This window comes from Cecembia sp., from assembly GCF_007126775.1.
Lineage (GTDB): Bacteria > Bacteroidota > Bacteroidia > Cytophagales > Cyclobacteriaceae > Cecembia.
This window is the reverse complement of sequence record NZ_SLAP01000021.1, coordinates 20,489-37,482: the sequence shown is the minus strand read 5'-3', so window position 1 is coordinate 37,482 and position 16,994 is coordinate 20,489. Positions and strand designations below refer to the sequence as shown.

Genomic DNA, 16,994 nt, shown 5'->3' with positions numbered 1-16,994 from the left:
ATGCAGACCAATCAGTCGGATAAATATGCCAAAATCATAAAAGCCGAGGCTAAAAGCTTGGGATTTGACTTTTGTGGTATTGCCAAAGCAGACTTTTTGGAGGAAGAAGCCCCAAAGCTGGAAGCTTGGTTAAAACAAAATTACCATGGAGAAATGGCCTACATGGCCAATCATTTTGATAAAAGACTGGATCCAAGATTACTGGTTGATGGGGCAAAAACAGTTGTCAGTCTGATTTATAATTACTATCCTTCAAAAAAACTTCCTGAGAATGCAGGGGATTACAAAATTGCAAAATATGCTTATGGGGAGGATTACCATTTTGTAATAAGGGATAAACTCAAATTAATGCTTCAAAATCTCCAAACAGAAATAGGGGAAATAGGAGGTAGGGCATTTGTGGATTCAGCTCCCGTTATGGAAAGACAATGGGCAGAGAAAGCCGGTATAGGGTGGCAAGGAAAGAATAGCCTTTTGTTAAACAGACAAATGGGGAGTTTCTTTTTCCTAGCAGAATTGATCATAGACCTGGAAGTATGCCCAGACGCTCCAATGGTCAAAGATTACTGCGGAACATGCACACGCTGCATTGATGCCTGTCCTACCGATGCAATCGTTCAACCCGGAGTAGTAGACGGTTCCAAATGCATCTCTTATTTTACTATAGAGCTTAAAGACCAAATCCCTCAGGAGGTGAAAGGCATGTTTGAAAATTGGGTATTTGGCTGTGATATCTGTCAGGATGTCTGTCCTTGGAATAAGTTTTCCATAGCCCATAAAGAACCCAGATTTGATCCGCATCCTGACATTCTTGATTTCTCGAAGGCAGACTGGGAAGAAATCACCGAAGAAACTTTTGCAAGGGTTTTTAAAAAATCTCCGCTTAAAAGAACCAAATATTCTGGCTTGAAGCGTAATGTGGATTTTCTAAAAAAGAATAACAGCTAAAATATATCCCCTAAAGTCCATTATTCTTCGATTTGTAGCTTATAGATAATTCTTTTTTCAACATTTAATGCAGGGTGAACCGGAAAAGCCATAAGTAGTCCCTCTGAAGTTTTAAGAGGCATAATGTTGGAATTGATGCTATCGAAGATGGACTGGATTCTGATCAAATTGTTGGTCTGATTATCGAGCTTGTATATCAAACTGGTTCCAAGGATTGTATAAATATTATTGTTGGCTTCGATTATTTCTGCCTTTCTGTTAAGATCCGTGTTGGAATCCGTGGATAATGTTCCTATTAGAGTGGGTGATTGACCTAGAATGAATTTATAAATTTTGATGTCTGCTTCTTTTATCAAAAAGAAAATTTCATTTCCTCTTGAAGTAATGGAAATGGCATTCCTTAGTAGGGATGGAATTACTTGATCACTTTCTTTCCAATTTTTAGAATTTACATCAAATACCTGAAAATTGCTATAATTAAAAGGTATGACGACTATATTTCCTTGAAATTCAAAGGAATGGGAAATACTGGAATTTTCCAGTGTAAAATCCGGAAGTTTCTCCCAAATATTGTTTTGGATATCTAATCTCGAAAAATCTTTTAAACTTTCAGAGCTTAACAGGGGAGTTCCTAATCCAAAGTAGATGTAACGATCTTGTCCTGCTGTCAACAAATGATTTCTACGGGAATAGATACCCTCAAATTCGGTAAAGCTTTTCATTTGACCTAGGTCCAAACCCAAAGAAGAAATTTCAGTCCAGCCTCCAGTTCCCATAAATACCACATCCCTTCCCACCTGAATTTTTTGGAATTCAAAAGAAGGAAGAGAAAAATCTTGAAGAAATACAGGCCAGCTGTTTAATACCTCAAAGGGTTGATCATATTCATTGATGTATTCTTGGTTTTGTATGGATAACTGATAGGACCCTGCTGGTAGGTTGGGTACAACACCTGTATAGAATGAAGCCTGCTTTGTCAATGGCGAAATCTCTTCTGGATAAAAGGAATCGATTTTGTTGAAATTCAATTGATTATTAAAGAGGCCCATGATATCAGTTACAGCTAAATTAAATCTTGAACTCACATGACCTTTTAAAGGGCTCACTTCCTCAATCTTAGGAAATCCAATTGAAAATGCTTCAGTAAGAGTGGTATTTTTGCCTGCAACAGTGATTTTGAGATCATATTTAATGTTTTCTACAGGCAGTTGAACAAGAGGCTTTTGGGTCAGGCGAATTTTCAGCTTTTCTATAGAACTTTCTATAATACTTATTTCGAATATATTTTCCAGTCCTGGGATCTCTACGATATTTCTTTCGAGGATAGTGCTGAAATAGTTACCTGATATTTCAATCTCAGTATTTCCAAATATTATTTTATTGGAAATCTCCAGAATTTCTGGGGCTAGTCCCCCAAGACTTGAAAAGACCATTGGATAACCGAACACAGTAAAACTGCCTGACTTTACAAATGGACGTACCTGATACTGTTGGCCAGCCTCTATATCATGTGTAATCCTTACAGATTGGATCCCGTCTGAAATCGTTCCGGTTTTTTCAATACTTCTGTAACGACGGGTTTCCTCATCTACCGTACCAGTTTGGATTTCCGTGTATTCCACCCCAAATAGGGTATTGGCTGTTGTGCCATTCTGCCGTACATTAAATGTTACACTTGCCCCTGTATTATCCACCAGTTGAATATCGAGACTTTCAACAAATGGATAATTCCTGCGTGTAAAGGTTTCATCTTCGCTGCAGGCCTGGATGAAAACCCCAATAATTATCCATAACCAGAATTTCTTTGTCATAGCTTTTAAAATTTATAGCCTATAAAAAATTGAAACTGTGTCATCGTTGAAGTGGCACCATTTAAAAATAAAGCCTTGCTTCCCAGGTTTATAGCATTGTGGTTATTCAAGTATTTTTCAATTCCTGCACCAAATACAATCCCTTGGTGGATATCAGGTAATTGAAAAACTTCTCTCGAGGTAAATACCTCATTGCCCACAATACGTCCCTGAAATGAATTGGCATTATTTTTTATGGATTTCCCGAATACATATCCGCTCTCTAAAAAAGCGCGGCTTCTATTTGGACTTATTTCCAAATAGTATTTGATAGTCAAAGGAACCTGAAGCTGATCCAAAGAGATGGTGATGTCCGTTTCTATGCTTTCTTGCCCATTTTCAAAAACAGCAAAATCTGATGCTTGGACAAAAACTATTGAAGGATTTAAATTGACAGAAATGTTTCTGTTAAAATTTATAAATAACTCTGAATTGATTCCAAAGGAAGCAGAAGTACTACTCACTTGCAGATGATTATTTAATCCAGGAACCCCTACTTTAAGGTTGATCAAGTTAAAGCCAATGTGCGGTAAAACCCGTAAACTTTTGGTAAAAGTTCTCGGCTTTTGTATCGTTTTAGCAGTTTCAAAGAGATACTTCAAAGGGTATTCCTTCATTGGAGTAATGTTGATAAGTTGGCTGACTTCTGCATTACTTAAAATTTTTTCTAAGGACTTCTGGTATTGCTCATCCAACAGAATTATTGCGTTACTAGATTCGATTAAGTAAATTGGTGTTTCTCCATTCAGCTTCCATAATTTATTGCTTTCCGCATCTTCTGCGAGCAATTCCAAAAAAACAGGTTGATTCTCAAAGATGAATTCCACTTGTTTTCTAAAGAACTTCCGGTTTTTAAAGGAAAACTCATTTAAACTGTCTATTCCAAGGTTTTGAGGGGGGACTTTAGAAGTCAACCTGAAAGTAATCATTTGATTATTTGCATTTGGAAGACTCAGTATTTTCCCTTCTCGGTAGATAGAATCATTGAGGATGACATAATCTGATTTTTGGCCAAAAGATACTGTTACACAATTAGTGAGAATCAAAAATAGAACGGTACAGCATGAAACAAATATGTTTCTATTTTCTGCTAAATATTTATTTTTCAAATGTAAATTAGAAAAAGAATAGAGATGAATTACAAATAATTTAAATAAATATAGATGTTATAAAAATCATTTATTTAAACTTTAGGGAGAAATATTTTTCATCAATTGCCTAGGGTGAAAAAATCACTGGGATAACTTTGTAAATTTGGTAAAAATTGTGCTTATGAAGCTGATAGAAGTTGATTCCAAAAATTTGGAACAAGCATTTTTAAAGGTCCATGATCATATGAACCGTGGTAATCCCAACTGGATAAAACCTTTGGACAAAGATGTCCTGTCTGTTTTCGATAAAACCAAAAATAAATTTCTACAGCAGGGTGAAGTTATACGCTGGCTATTGCAGGATGAAAATGGCGTATTTGTGGGAAGGATAGCGGCATTTATCAACCGTAAATACAAGAACAAAGGAGATAAGGGTCCAATAGGAGGGATTGGATTTTTCGATTGTATTGACAATCAAAAAGCTGCTGATTTGCTTTTTGACAAGGCCAAGCAATGGTTGGCTGAAAGGGGTATGATGGCCATGGATGGCCCAATTAATTTTGGAGATAGGGACAAATGGTGGGGCTTGCTAGTGGAGGGCTTTCATGAACCCATCTACAATATGAATTACAACCCTCCTTACTATCAAAATCTGTTTGAAAAGTACGGTTTTGAGGTATTCTACAATCAGATTTGTTGGAGTCTTGATGTTGCCAATGCGGAAAATCAACTGTCTTCTAAATTTTATGAGAGCCATGCCAATTATTTTTCAGATCCGGATTTCAAAGTAAAGCATCTCAAAAAGAATAAACTTCCTGAATTTGCCAGGGACTTGAGTACAGTTTATAACAAGGCTTGGGCAAAACACGAAGGCAACAAAGAAATCAGTCCCCAACATGCTTTGAAGCTTTTTGAATCCATGAAACCGATTTTAGATGAGAAGCTGATATGGTTTACCTACTACAAAGAGGAGCCTATTCTCATGTGGATCAACCTTCCCGACATCAATCAGATTATCAAACACCTGGACGGCAAATTCGGGATTTGGGAAAAAATCAAGTTTTTCTTTTTGAAAACTTTTGGTAAAAACAGGAATTTTGTTGGAATTGTATTCGGAATCGTACCTGAGTTTCAAGGTAAGGGAGTGGATTATTATATGATTGTTGAAGCAGAAAAAGAAATCAAAAGGACCAGGCATTATAAAAATTTGGAGTTAAACTGGCAGGGAGACTTTAATCCAAAAATCCTGAATATTTCCAAAAATCTGGGTGCCAAGCAGAACAGAAGACTAGTGACTTACAGGTTCCTATTTGACAGGGCTAAAAATTTTGAAAGACATCCCATTCTATAAAAAAAAATAGTCCCACCTTGGGGACTAAGGTTTTAACCTGCCAAACTCACGAAGTATTTGTTAAGCACCGGTTCATAGTTGCTTGAAAACTTCCGGTAACACCATTCTTTGAATTCCTGAATTTCTGCAGGAAGCAATAAATTCAAAGCTTTTCTCAGCTCTTTTTCGAAAAGCCTTTTGTCAAAACTGACCTTCATGAGTACTGTTTTAACGTATTCTAACATATCTCAAAGAATTTTAGGGTTTATTATGTGACAAAACAACTACAACCATGAATACGATACTATTAAAGGTTTGTTGCGTTTAAAATATAAAGTTAATTTGCGACCAATAAGATCAGACATCAACATGATTAGAACGCGCGTCATCCTATTATTGGTATCTTTTTTATTTAATTTTTCTTTCAGGCTTATGGCACAGGAGGTTTCCATTGAATTGGGGCCAAGTGAAATAGGTCTCAATGAAACTTTCAGTGTCAAAGTGACTATTGCCAATGATAGAATTAAGTCTTATGATGAATTTCCGGATATTATAGGTTTCCAGAAGCAAGGGATATCACAATCATCTTCCATGAATATTATTAATGGGCAAGTCACAAGCACCAATAGTATTATTCAATATTATAAACCTACTAGAAAGGGGGAATTCATTCTTGAGAAATTTTCTGTTAAAATCAATGGAAATAGCTATGACTCACCCGGGAAAAAAATCACGGTGGGAGATACCCGCACAAGCCAGAGACAAGGGGTTTTTGATCCTTTTGATGACTTATTTGGCAGTAGAGACAGGGAGGAACCAGAATTTATTGAAATAGAAGATGATGCTTTTTTTGCCAGCTCAGTTGACAAGTCAGAAGTATTTGTAGGGGAGGGCTTTAATGTTAGTCTGGCATTTTACATGTCGGAGACCAACCAGGCTCCTTTTCAGTTTTATGAACCTGGTAGACAGTTGGATGAAATTTTGAAAAAAATGAAGCCAAGCAATGCTTGGGAAGAAAATTTCAACATAACAAATATTCAGCCGGAGCGGGTAACTCTAAGTGGTAAGAACTGGATTAAATATAAAGTATATGAAGCTACATTTTTTCCTTTTTCGGATGGAGAGATTATTATCCCCCAGATTTCTTGGGAGATGATCAAATACAGGGTAGCAAGAAATCCTACCTTTTTTGGGAGTAACAGACTAGAGGACTTCAAAACCTTTTATTCTTCAGCTAAGACCGTAAAAGTGAGGCCACTCCCTCAGCACCCCTTACGAAATGAAGTCAGCGTTGGAGTATTTCAGTTGCGTGAAAATATCAGCAGTTTGGAAGTGGAAACAGGAGAGGGATTTACTTACAATTTTGGCATCAGTGGAGAGGGCAATGTCAATTCGATTTCTGCTCCAAGAACCCGCCAAATCCAAAAGCTCAATACTTTTGATCCCAATGTGAGACAGCAAATCAATCGGGGAATGGGAAAAATAAGAGGAGTCAAGGAGTTCAACTACTACCTGACCATCAATGAGCCTGGAGAAGTGCGGCTTTCAGATCATTTCGAATGGATTTACTTCAATCCAGTATTGGCAAAATATGATACTTTAAGGCCAAGTGCAGTGATTCAGGTAAAAGGGGATTCAAAAGTCAATCAGGCCATTTCTAAGCAAAGGCTTGGAGGAATATATGATCTGATTGAAGTAGAAAGCAATAAACTTTCATACCAGAGATATAAGTATTATTTTTCGCTATTTATTAATTTGTTGTTGGTCGCGTCAGTAGTTTTATTGACCGTTATGATTATGAGAAAAGGAAATGGGTAACTCATTTGGAAAAATATTTAAGATTACCACCTTCGGGGAGTCCCATGGTTTGGGTTTAGGGGTTACGGTGGAAGGCTGTCCTGCAGGCCTCCCAATTGAAGAGGATTTTATTCGAAGGGAAATGCAGCGCAGAAAGCCTGGACAGTCCAAAATCACCACACAGCGGAAAGAAGAAGATGAGTTCCAGATGCTTTCGGGTGTTTTTGAAGGGAAAAGTACCGGTACACCAATTGGTATGGTCATCATGAATACTGACCAAAAAAGCAAAGATTACAGTCACATCTCGGATAAATTCAGGCCTTCACATGCTGATTATACCTACTTTGAAAAGTATGGAATCAGAGATTATAGAGGAGGAGGAAGGAGCAGTGCCAGAGAGACAGCCGCCAGAGTGGCAGGAGGAGCCATTGCCAAGATGCTTTTAAAACATTCCGGAATTACAGTTCAGGCCTATGTATCCCAAGTAGGAGGACTAAAACTGGAAAAAAACTACCATGATATGGATCTGTCTAAGGCAGAAGAAAACATTGTCAGGTGCCCGGATGAAGCAACTGCTGAGCAGATGATCAGCTACATTGATGAAGTAAGAAAGAGCAGGGATACTGTAGGAGGCATCATTACTTGTGTTGCCAAAGGCGTGCCTGCCGGATTGGGAGAACCCGTTTTTGACAGGTTACATGCAGCGCTTGGTAAAGCCATGCTCAGCATCAATGCGGTCAAGGGCTTCGAATATGGAAGCGGCTTTCAGGGAGTACAGATGAGAGGATCCCAGCATAATGACGCCTTTTACCAGGATGGCAAAAAAGTGAGGACCAAAACCAATTTCTCCGGGGGCATTCAAGGAGGGATTTCCAATGGTGAGGACATCTATTTCAATGTTGCTTTCAAACCGGTGGCTACCATAATGCAAGATCAGGATTCAGTCAACGAGGCCGGAGAAAAAGTTACCGTTTCCGGAAAAGGAAGACACGACCCCTGTGTGGTACCCAGGGCAGTTCCCATAGTAGAGGCTATGGCTGCTTTGGTTTTAGCTGATTACCTTTTGATAAGTCGTACGAATAAGTTATCTGTATAAATTTATATAACATGCTTAAAAAGATACCATTACATACCCAGATCATCATAGGTTTGGTACTCGGTTTGATATTTGGCTTGGTGGTCATTCAATTCGGGTTTTCACCTGAATTTACAGTCAAATACATCAAACCTACAGGTACGATTTTTATCAATGCATTGAAAATGATTGCAGTTCCATTGGTTCTTGCATCTTTGATTGTTGGTGTTGCGAATTTGGGAGATATATCCAAATTGTCCAGAATAGGGGGTAAAACCATTTTGGCCTATCTGCTGACTACGATCATTGCTATCAGTATTGGGCTTTTGTTGGTTAATTTTTTTGAACCTGGGGAACAACTTCCGCAGGAGACCAGAGATAGGCTAATGACCCAGTTTGATGACCAGGCTGGCTCAAAGGCAAGCAAGGCTGCAGATATCAGAGACCAAGGCCCTTTGCAACCTTTAATAGATGTAGTTCCTGAAAACTTATTTGCTGCGGCGGCAGATAATGGAAGCATGTTACAAGTGGTTTTTTTTGCTATTATTGCAGGGATTGCATTGTTACAAATTGACAAAGCCAAAGCAAAGACATTTACTGACTTCTTTGATGCCCTCAATGATGTGATCATCAAAATCGTCGAGTACATTATGCTACTCGCCCCTTATGGTGTTTTTGCCCTAATGGCTTCTTTGATTGTTGAGATAGCAGGGGAAAATCCTGAATCTGCAGTAGAATTGTTACTTGCATTACTGAAGTATACCCTGGTTGTACTTGGAGGTTTATTTTTAGTAATTGTCGGAGTATATGCTCTGATGTTGAAGTCCTTTACTAAGCTTTCATTCAGAGATTTTATTAAGTCCCTCAGACCCGCAATGCTGCTTGGGTTCTCAACATCTTCCAGTTCTGCCACACTTCCGGTGACAATGAAATTGGTAGAGGAAGAAATAGGCGTATCTGAAGAGGTTTCCAGCTTCGTTCTCCCTCTGGGAGCTACAATCAATATGAATGGTACCAGCCTCTATCAAGCTGTGGCTGCAGTTTTTATTGCCCAGGCATTAGGCATGGACTTAAGTATTTCCCAACAATTAACTATTGTACTTACTGCTACCTTGGCGGCGATTGGTTCTGCTGGTGTTCCCGGAGCAGGGTTGATCATGTTGATTATTGTGTTGGAGGCAATTGGAGTTCCAGGAGCCGGCGTTGCACTCATCATTGCCCCGGATAGGATCCTGGATATGTTCAGAACAGTAGTCAATGTAACGGGAGATGCTGCGGTCTGTGTTACAGTGGCATCTACAGAAGGCGAACTTCCTGCGGGGTTGATCAGAAAATCTAATCCATTTACCTCAAATGAGGGTTTGGAAGCTATCGAACCAACTGAAGAGAAAAAGTTGAATTGAGAAGTTTTTTCAATTTTACCCATTTAATGAATCAATTTGACTGGATTCTGAACAAAATTCCTGTGTCACGTTGGTATATATAGGACCAATTGATTTATGAATGATGTACACAATAAAAATTAGAGAAATACTTTCATTGACCCATGATGTAAAAAAGTTTGTAACCGATAAGCCAAAAAATTATAATTTTTCCCCTGGACAGGCCACTGAAATGGCCGTAAATCAAAGAGAATGGAAGGCTGAAAAACGGCCCTTTACATTTACCTCTTTGCCAGAGGAGGAGCATTTGGAATTTGTAATCAAGTCTTACAGGGACCATGATGGAGTTACCCAGAAAATGGACAGTTTGGTCATCGGAGATGAACTTTTGATTGGAGATGCATGGGGAGCGATACAGTATAAGGGAAAAGGCATTTTTATAGCAGGAGGTGCAGGGATTACCCCCTTTATATGCATTTTTAAAGACCTTCAAAAAAAAGGTGACCTAACAGGGAACAAATTGTTCTTTGCCAATAAAACAAGCAAGGATATAATCTTAGAATCTTTTTTCTATAAGACTTTAGGAGAGGACTTTGTATCCATATTGGCTGAGGAAAACTCAGAAGGTCATAAATATGGAATGATCAATATGGAGTTTCTAAAAAAACATGTTAAAGACTATTCCCAAGATTTCTATGTATGTGGACCTGACCAAATGGTCAAGGATATCAGCATATATCTTGAAAATTTGGGAGCCAAACCTGACGGTATAGTTTTCGAAAAATAGTGCTATTTTAGGCTTCTTTTGTACCTTCCCCAAAAATATCCGGGGAAAAGCAATGCCTTGAGCTTCCAGTCATTTTTTTCCTGAAAGCTCAAGGTCTTGTTTTCATGTACAGCCCTGTACATTTTTGAAGCCATTAAGGTATGGGCAATAAGTAAGAGAAATAAAAGGGCATAAATGATCAATTCTGTCATACTTTCTCAAAGACCATGGAGGCCCAGTTATCTTTTACTGTTGTTTTTTCTAATTTAAACTGAAAAGCATTGGCTTTCTTTTCAATATCTTCCCTGTCATGTGCATAGAAACCACTAAGAAGCAGGTGTCCTCCCTTTTTGGCCAAGCTACTGTATAATTCCATCTCATCCAGTAAGACATTTTTATTGATATTGGCGAGTAGGATGTCAAATGGACCCAGAGGTTTGATTTCCCTTATGGTTCCCTTTCCCATTTTGACATTTTTCATGCCATTCAGTTCAAAATTTTCATTTCCATTCTCTACGCACCAATCGTCAATATCAAATGCTTCAACAGTTTCTGCCCCCAATTTGTAAGCCATAATAGCAAGAATTCCTGTTCCGGCCCCAATATCCAATATACTTTTGTTCCGATGGACGATATCCAATTGATGGGATATCATCAAATAGGTGGTTGCATGATGGCCAGTTCCAAAGGACATTTTTGGATTGATTAGGATTTCATAAGGAAATTCCGGTTTTGGATCATGAAAAGAGGCCCGGATATAGACTTGGTCCCCTACCGTAATAGGATCATAGTGCTTTTCCCACTCCTCATTCCAATTGACTTTATCCATCTTCCCTTCCTTAAGGGTGATTTTGGCCTCAATCTGGTATTTTTGGATCACTTCTTCAAAACCAAGCCTATCAAAAATTCCCTCTTCTATGTAGGCATCAAAACCTTCGTCTGTTTCCAAAAAGGAATCGAAGCCTACCTCTGCCAACTCCGCGATCAGTATTTCTCTAAATGCTTCCAGGCATCCTACTTTAAACTCCAGATATTGCATTTAACAAGTTAAAAGGATTTCACTATCTCTACAAAATCCCTTGATTTGAGGGAAGCCCCACCTATCAAGCCACCATCCACATCTGCTTTGGAGAAAATCTCTTTGGCGTTGCCAGGGTTACAACTGCCCCCATAAAGTATGGAAAGGTTGTCAGCGACGTTTTGCCCATATTTGGAAGCAAAGTGGTTCCTAAGAGCAGCATGCATTTCTTGTGCCTGTTCGGAAGAAGCCGTTTTTCCAGTTCCAATTGCCCAGATTGGTTCGTAAGCAATGACCACTTTCGATATTTCTTCTTCAGTAAACCCAAATAGACTTTCCGTTAATTGCGCTTTTACATACGCTTCATGGGTACCAGCTTCTCTTATGTCCAACGGTTCACCACAGCAAAATATTGGGATAAGCCCATTTTCTAAAGCCTGCCTGGTTTTGGCAGTAAGGAGTTGATTGGATTCTTTAAAATACTCCCTTCTCTCACTATGCCCAATAATAACATACTCGGCACCAAAAGATACCAGCATAGCGGCAGAAACTTCCCCGGTATAAGCGCCAGAGGACTTATCTGAACAATTCTGTGAACCAAGAAAAAGATTAGGTGTATCACCGATCAACTTTTTTACGGGGTAAAGATGAACAAATGGTGGATTAAGAACGACTGTTACTTTTTTATCATTTTCGTCTTTTAAAATATTTACTATTTCGGAAGTAAGCTTTTGGCCATCTTCGAAATTTAAGTTCATTTTCCAGTTTCCGGCTACAATTTTTTTGCGCATGATGTTTAATGGTTTGATGATTGAATTTGAAAAAAATAACACGATGGGTTACTTTGCTGTCAAAAATACATAAAATGTCCTACCTACGAAAAGAATATGGAATGGATCGGCCTAAAAAGCTTTGGAGCCTTCAGGAAGCCAAAGTAAGGATAGCTGCATTTTGCGCTTATCAGGAGCGCTGTCAGGAAGAGGTGAGGAGTAAATTGGCGGAAAGAGGAGTCTACGGTGACGAGGCTGAAGACCTTATCGCAACCTTGATTGCAGATGGGTTTCTTAACGAAGAAAGGTTTGCTGCTTCATTCGTAAGAGGGAAATTCAAGCTCAAAAAATGGGGAAAAAATAAAATTTTACAGGAATTGAAGATGAGAAAAATAAGCCCAAATTGTATCAAATCCGGAATGAAGGAGATCGATCCTGAGGAATATTGGGAAATCCTTTTACAACAGGCAAATAAAAAGTGGAAACTGACCAATGAGGCAGAAAGCTTGAAAAAAAAATATAAAGTGCAGCAATACCTCATCGGGAGAGGTTTTGAGGCGGACTTGGTTCAAACGGCCATTGAGGATATCATTTCAGGATAAAATTTTAAAAAATTATCGGAAAAGATTAAATTGCGATGCAATTCATGGTTTATGATTCAAAAATTGTTTCCGTTAGATAAAAATTACATTCTTCGTCAAGCCCAATCGGTGATGGAGGAAGAAATGTTGGATCTGATGGTTTTTGAATTGAAACGTTCTTATACACAACTGTATAACCCATTGATGTTGATGGATTCCACTTTTGAAATCATCTTGGATAGCCATCATTTTCCTAAAGAAAGGCTGCGTATGATTTACAGGCAATTGTGTGGGGTATACCGTTACAAGCATGGAGATAACCAACTAGAGCTTCTTTTTGATGGAAGAAGTCATGTCCAAAAATTTAAAGAAGATTGGTATCATCAATTGAGTTTTTGGCTGAGAGAAATGGGTCAGTATGAACCTTTTGTTAAAAATATGCTGAGAATAACCCTGCTGTATGACACAGACACTAGGGCTGATTGGTCAGAAAATCAGTGCAAAGCGTTCATCAATCATTTTTTTGAACTAAAAATCGTCAAAAGAAAAGGGGAACTCAAATTGATGAAAATAGCCTAAAAAAGCCTCCAAGTTTGCTTGGAGGCTTTTTTTACCACTGGAATAGACCTATGTTCAGGTTTTGCAATGCTGTATTTTTGTACTTTGCATCTACCAGAAGAGATACATTGTGCCTGCTTCCCCCGTAGGATACCATTCTGATAGGAATATCGGTCAAACTGTCCATGATATTTGCCAGGGTACCTTTGGATTCTGCGATCAAATTTCCTACAACAGAAATAATTGTTTGGTTTTTATCAACTTCCACCAGGCCATAGGTTTCCAACTCCCTTACGATTTCATTTAAATGGCTTAAATCGTCGATTGTCACTGAAACTGCCACTTCTGAGGTGGTGATCATGTCTATAGATGTCTTGTATTTTTCAAATACTTCAAATACTTTCCTCAAAAAGCCATAAGCCAATAACATCCTGCTGGATTTAATTTTGATGGCTGTAATTCCATCTTTTGCCGCAAGCGCTTTGACTCCGGTTCCCAGTTCCTTGCTTGTAATGGTGGTTCCCAGCGCATTGGGCTCCATGGTATTGAGCAATTTAACAGGGATATTGTATTGTTGGGCGGGCCAAATGGAAGCAGGGTGCAAAATTTTAGCTCCAAAGTAAGCCAATTCAGCTGCTTCATCAAAAGAGAGTTGTGCTATCGGCCTTGTTTTATCCACTATCCTTGGATCATTATTGTGCATGCCATCAATATCAGTCCATATTTCCACTACATCCGCACTGATAGCTGCACCAATCAAAGATGCCGAATAATCCGAGCCTCCTCTCTTGAGATTGTCTACCTCGTTTCTGTGGTTTTTACAGATATATCCCTGTGTCACAAAAATGTTTTCTTCTTGGTAGTTGGCCAGGATAATTTTTAGCTTTTCCGAGATTTTTTTCAGTTCTGGTTCAGCATTCTCATCAATGCTCATGAAGTCCAGGGCAGGAAGGAATACTGCCGGGATATCCAATTCCTGCAAGAGGGTGTAGAATAGCTTCGTAGAAAGCAATTCTCCTTGGGCAAGGATATCCCTACTTATTGCCTCGTTAAATGAGATCTTTAGGATAATGTTCAGGAATTCAAAATGTTCCTTGATGATCTTTTCAGCTTTTGACCTTCCTGCTTCTGATTGCAAGAGATCCTTGTAAAAAACCTGATAATGTTGATGTAGGGTATCTATGCGTTCTTTGGCCAATTCTTTGTTGGCTGCCGCCAATGCATCACTTATCCCCACCAAAGCATTGGTAGTTCCTGATAAGGCAGAGAGTACCACTATCTTCTTTTCTTTACCGTGAATGATCAGGTCTTTTACCTGATGCATTCTTTCGGGTTTACCTACTGAGGTTCCCCCAAACTTCATTATTTTCATAATGGGTGTTTTTTAGGTTTGAGAAGTAAAAGCTTAAAATCCAAGCATTTTCACAGCAGTGATGGCGGCTTCATCGCCTTTGTTTCCATGTTTTCCCCCTGCTCTGTCCAAAGCTTGTTGCATGTCATTAGGCGTCAAAACACCAAAAATGACAGGTTTGTTATACTTTAGCCCTACTTGCGTGATTCCATTGGCAACAGCATCACAGATGAAATCAAAATGTCGGGTTTCTCCTTGTATGACGCACCCAAGGCAGATGACCGCATCAATTTCTTCCATTTGGGCCAAGTATTGGGCTCCTAAAGTAAGCTCAAAAGAACCAGGAACATTTTTTCTGAAAATATTATCTTTTTTGGCACCGTGTTTCAATAATGTATCCACTGTGCCTGAGAAAAGGGATTCTGTCACCTGGTCATTCCATTCTGATACCACAATACCAAATTTTTTAGTTGAGATGTCTGTTATGTTTTTGTCTGTATATTGACTCAGACTTTTTAAAGAAGTTGCCATGTTTTTTGGTTTGTATAGTAAATAAAAAAGAGTAAGACCATTAAGGCCTTACTCTTCTATCAATGCGTACTTACATGTAGCATCACTTAGAGGCAAGGCCTTCCAAGCGGGCTTTGTGCTTTCGTGCATTTGTATATTCGAAAGATTCAAAGTATTTATCTTCTATCGTTTGATAGGTTTTGATGGCATTTGTTATGTCACCAGCTTCCTCATAGGCAATAGCCAATTTGCTCAGGTATCTCGGAGCAAAGTGCTTATTCTCTTTATGGTCAATCGCCTTTTTGTAGGCAGCAATTGCCTCCTTGGTATTTCCCAATTCCATTTGGGCATCTCCCAAGAGGGCGAAGGCTCTGGCCTGAACAAAATAATCTTTTGCTGAAAACTTCTTGAGGTGGTCTGCTGCTTTCTGGAATTGACCTTCGGAAAGATAAATCGAACCAAGGTAGAAATTGGCAAGGTTAGCAGCTTCTGTACCCTTGTATTGGTCTACTATTTTAAGGAAACCAGGATTTGAACCATCGCCGTTCAAAGCAAAGTCAATGCTGTCCTGTTCAAAATAGTACACGGCCTGAAACATTTCAGCCTGTGCCTTTTTGTTTTTATTTTGCCTGTCGATCTGAAAGTAAAGCACGCCGGCAATAAGTAATATGCCAGCAATCAGAATGCCTCCGAATAATTTGGAGTTCTTCTTGACGAAAGCTTCGCCTCTTTCCAATCTACCTGCAATCTCTTCCGGTTTTTCCAAAAGCTCGTATTCAACTTCCTGAGCTTTTTTCGTTTGTTTTTTGGCCATTATGTCAAATTTTTCGCCCGCAAATATAAGGCTTTTAATTAATTCACAAATAGTAATAAAAAAACCAGCCGCAAATGTGTATTACACAATTTATAGCTGATTTTACGCCGATTGTTATTTATTCCATCACAAAGGGGTAGTCCTCCTGCATGTAGATTTCCTTAAATGCATCCTGACCATCTGGCCATGGGGAGTCCTCAGCAAACTGAACGGCATCAGCTACCTGTTTTTTAACCTTTGCATCAATTTCAGAAATTTCCTCTTCTGTAAGGATTTTATTATCAAGGATGGTTTTCTTGACTTGTTCGATGGGATCCCTCATTTTGTATTCTTCTACTTCCTCGCGTGTCCTGTATTTCTGCGGATCAGACATGGAGTGCCCCTTGTAACGGTAAGTTCTGAATTCCAATAGCGTTGGGCCATCACCTTTTCTTGCCCGATCTGCTGCCTCAGCAACGGCTTCATGTATGGCTTCTACATTCATTCCATCTACAGGGAATGAAGGCATATCATAAGCCTCACCAATAGTATACAATTCTGTTACATTAGAAGTCCTCGCCACAGAAGTACCCATGGCATAGCCGTTGTTTTCTATGACAAATATTACCGGAGTCTTGTACAACATGGCCAAATTCAAGGCTTCATGTACAGCCCCCTGACGGACTGCCCCATCACCCATATAACAGATACAAAGGTTTTTGGTGCCTTTGTACTTTTCAGCAAAGCCAATGCCCAAACCCATAGGAACCTGTGCACCAACGATGCCATGGCCACCCATAAAATTTCTTTCTTTGTCAAATATGTGCATGGAACCACCTTTGCCTTTGGTTGTGCCCGTAGCTTTTCCGTACAATTCGGCCATAATTGCTCCCGGGTCAGTCCCTAGACCAAGAGGGTGGGCATGATCACGGTAGGCAGTGATCCATTTATCGTCTTTTTCTAAGGCGGTAATAGCTCCGGAAGCACAAGCTTCCTGACCTATATACAAGTGACAAAATCCCCTGATTTTTTGCTGTCCATAAAGTTGACCTGCTTTTTCTTCAAATCTCCTCATTAACAGCATGCTTTCGTACCAATAAGCATAAGTTTCTTTGGAATATTTAACCTTTGCTTTGGTTGCAGTACTCTTTTTTGCCATATCGTTTAATATAAA

18 protein-coding genes are annotated in these 16,994 nt (G+C 39.1%); 8 read left to right on the top strand and 10 right to left on the bottom strand.

Annotated features, from left to right (window positions below; translation table 11 throughout):
* Positions 1-948 (top strand): tRNA epoxyqueuosine(34) reductase QueG, encoded by a 948-nt coding sequence (gene queG, locus QZT73_RS01595; RefSeq protein ID WP_291786255.1) that lies wholly within the window; start codon positions 1-3, stop codon positions 946-948.
* Positions 949-968: 20 nt separating this feature from the next.
* On the opposite strand, the gene QZT73_RS01590 is transcribed toward queG, so the two are convergent.
* Together QZT73_RS01590 and QZT73_RS01585 are read right to left on the bottom strand one after the other, a co-directional pair.
* Positions 969-2,759, bottom strand: a complete 1,791-nt coding sequence (locus tag QZT73_RS01590) for a hypothetical protein (RefSeq protein ID WP_291786253.1) — start codon at positions 2,757-2,759, stop codon at positions 969-971.
* Between the two features lie 5 nt (positions 2,760-2,764).
* A complete protein-coding gene (locus QZT73_RS01585; protein WP_291781884.1) occupies positions 2,765-3,727 on the bottom strand; it encodes an outer membrane beta-barrel protein in 963 nt (320 codons plus the stop codon).
* Between the two features lie 343 nt (positions 3,728-4,070).
* Here QZT73_RS01585 and QZT73_RS01580 point away from each other — a divergent pair, with 343 nt between their 5' ends.
* A complete protein-coding gene (locus tag QZT73_RS01580) occupies positions 4,071-5,240 on the top strand; it encodes a hypothetical protein (protein ID WP_291786252.1) in 1,170 nt (389 codons plus the stop codon).
* A 32-nt stretch (positions 5,241-5,272) separates the two neighbouring features.
* Here the strand turns inward: QZT73_RS01580 and QZT73_RS01575 are convergent, their stop codons facing one another.
* Complete coding sequence (locus tag QZT73_RS01575) at positions 5,273-5,464, bottom strand: hypothetical protein (RefSeq protein ID WP_291786250.1); 192 nt, start codon at positions 5,462-5,464, stop codon at positions 5,273-5,275.
* Between the two features lie 124 nt (positions 5,465-5,588).
* On the opposite strand from QZT73_RS01575, the gene QZT73_RS01570 reads away from it, so the two are divergent.
* The 4 genes from QZT73_RS01570 (at position 5,589) to QZT73_RS01555 (ending at position 10,260) form a co-directional block, all read left to right on the top strand.
* On the top strand, positions 5,589-7,037 hold the full coding sequence (locus QZT73_RS01570; protein ID WP_291786249.1) for a BatD family protein: 1,449 nt from the start codon (positions 5,589-5,591) through the stop codon (positions 7,035-7,037).
* Positions 7,030-8,112, top strand: a complete 1,083-nt coding sequence (gene aroC, locus QZT73_RS01565; protein ID WP_291786247.1) for a chorismate synthase — start codon at positions 7,030-7,032, stop codon at positions 8,110-8,112. Before QZT73_RS01570 ends, aroC begins: the two co-directional genes overlap by 8 nt.
* An 11-nt stretch (positions 8,113-8,123) precedes the next feature.
* Positions 8,124-9,494 (top strand): dicarboxylate/amino acid:cation symporter, encoded by a 1,371-nt coding sequence (locus QZT73_RS01560; protein ID WP_291784278.1) that lies wholly within the window; start codon positions 8,124-8,126, stop codon positions 9,492-9,494.
* Between the two features lie 100 nt (positions 9,495-9,594).
* Positions 9,595-10,260, top strand: coding sequence for an FAD-binding oxidoreductase (locus QZT73_RS01555; RefSeq protein WP_291784276.1), 666 nt, complete (start codon positions 9,595-9,597; stop codon positions 10,258-10,260).
* Positions 10,261-10,262: 2 nt separating this feature from the next.
* On the opposite strand, the gene QZT73_RS01550 is transcribed toward QZT73_RS01555, so the two are convergent.
* From QZT73_RS01550 to tpiA, 3 genes are read right to left on the bottom strand one after another with little or no spacing between them, the layout of a single operon-like run.
* Positions 10,263-10,451 carry a hypothetical protein gene (locus QZT73_RS01550; protein WP_291786246.1) on the bottom strand — a complete coding sequence of 63 codons (189 nt, stop codon included), beginning with the start codon at positions 10,449-10,451 and terminating at the stop codon, positions 10,263-10,265.
* Positions 10,448-11,278 carry a 50S ribosomal protein L11 methyltransferase gene (gene prmA, locus QZT73_RS01545; protein WP_291784273.1) on the bottom strand — a complete coding sequence of 277 codons (831 nt, stop codon included), beginning with the start codon at positions 11,276-11,278 and terminating at the stop codon, positions 10,448-10,450. The genes QZT73_RS01550 and prmA overlap by 4 nt, the downstream gene beginning before the upstream one ends.
* An 8-nt stretch (positions 11,279-11,286) precedes the next feature.
* Positions 11,287-12,048: a triose-phosphate isomerase gene (gene tpiA, locus QZT73_RS01540; protein ID WP_291784271.1), complete on the bottom strand. Its 762-nt coding sequence runs from the start codon at positions 12,046-12,048 to the stop codon at positions 11,287-11,289.
* A 74-nt stretch (positions 12,049-12,122) separates the two neighbouring features.
* Between tpiA and QZT73_RS01535 the strand changes: the two genes are divergently transcribed.
* On the top strand, positions 12,123-12,629 hold the full coding sequence (locus QZT73_RS01535) for a regulatory protein RecX (RefSeq protein WP_291786245.1): 507 nt from the start codon (positions 12,123-12,125) through the stop codon (positions 12,627-12,629).
* 51 nt (positions 12,630-12,680) lie between these two features.
* Positions 12,681-13,187 (top strand): hypothetical protein, encoded by a 507-nt coding sequence (locus QZT73_RS01530; RefSeq protein WP_291784267.1) that lies wholly within the window; start codon positions 12,681-12,683, stop codon positions 13,185-13,187.
* 31 nt (positions 13,188-13,218) lie between these two features.
* Here QZT73_RS01530 and QZT73_RS01525 read toward each other — a convergent pair whose 3' ends face one another.
* The 4 genes from QZT73_RS01525 to pdhA all read right to left on the bottom strand — a co-directional run bounded on the left by QZT73_RS01525 (position 13,219) and on the right by pdhA (position 16,979).
* A complete protein-coding gene (locus tag QZT73_RS01525; RefSeq protein ID WP_291784265.1) occupies positions 13,219-14,538 on the bottom strand; it encodes an aspartate kinase in 1,320 nt (439 codons plus the stop codon).
* Between the two features lie 33 nt (positions 14,539-14,571).
* Positions 14,572-15,048, bottom strand: a complete 477-nt coding sequence (ribH, locus tag QZT73_RS01520) for a 6,7-dimethyl-8-ribityllumazine synthase (RefSeq protein ID WP_291784263.1) — start codon at positions 15,046-15,048, stop codon at positions 14,572-14,574.
* Positions 15,049-15,130: 82 nt separating this feature from the next.
* Positions 15,131-15,841, bottom strand: a complete 711-nt coding sequence (locus tag QZT73_RS01515) for a tetratricopeptide repeat protein (RefSeq protein ID WP_291784261.1) — start codon at positions 15,839-15,841, stop codon at positions 15,131-15,133.
* Between the two features lie 118 nt (positions 15,842-15,959).
* Positions 15,960-16,979, bottom strand: a complete 1,020-nt coding sequence (gene pdhA, locus QZT73_RS01510) for a pyruvate dehydrogenase (acetyl-transferring) E1 component subunit alpha (RefSeq protein WP_291784259.1) — start codon at positions 16,977-16,979, stop codon at positions 15,960-15,962.
* Positions 16,980-16,994 lie beyond the last annotated feature (15 nt).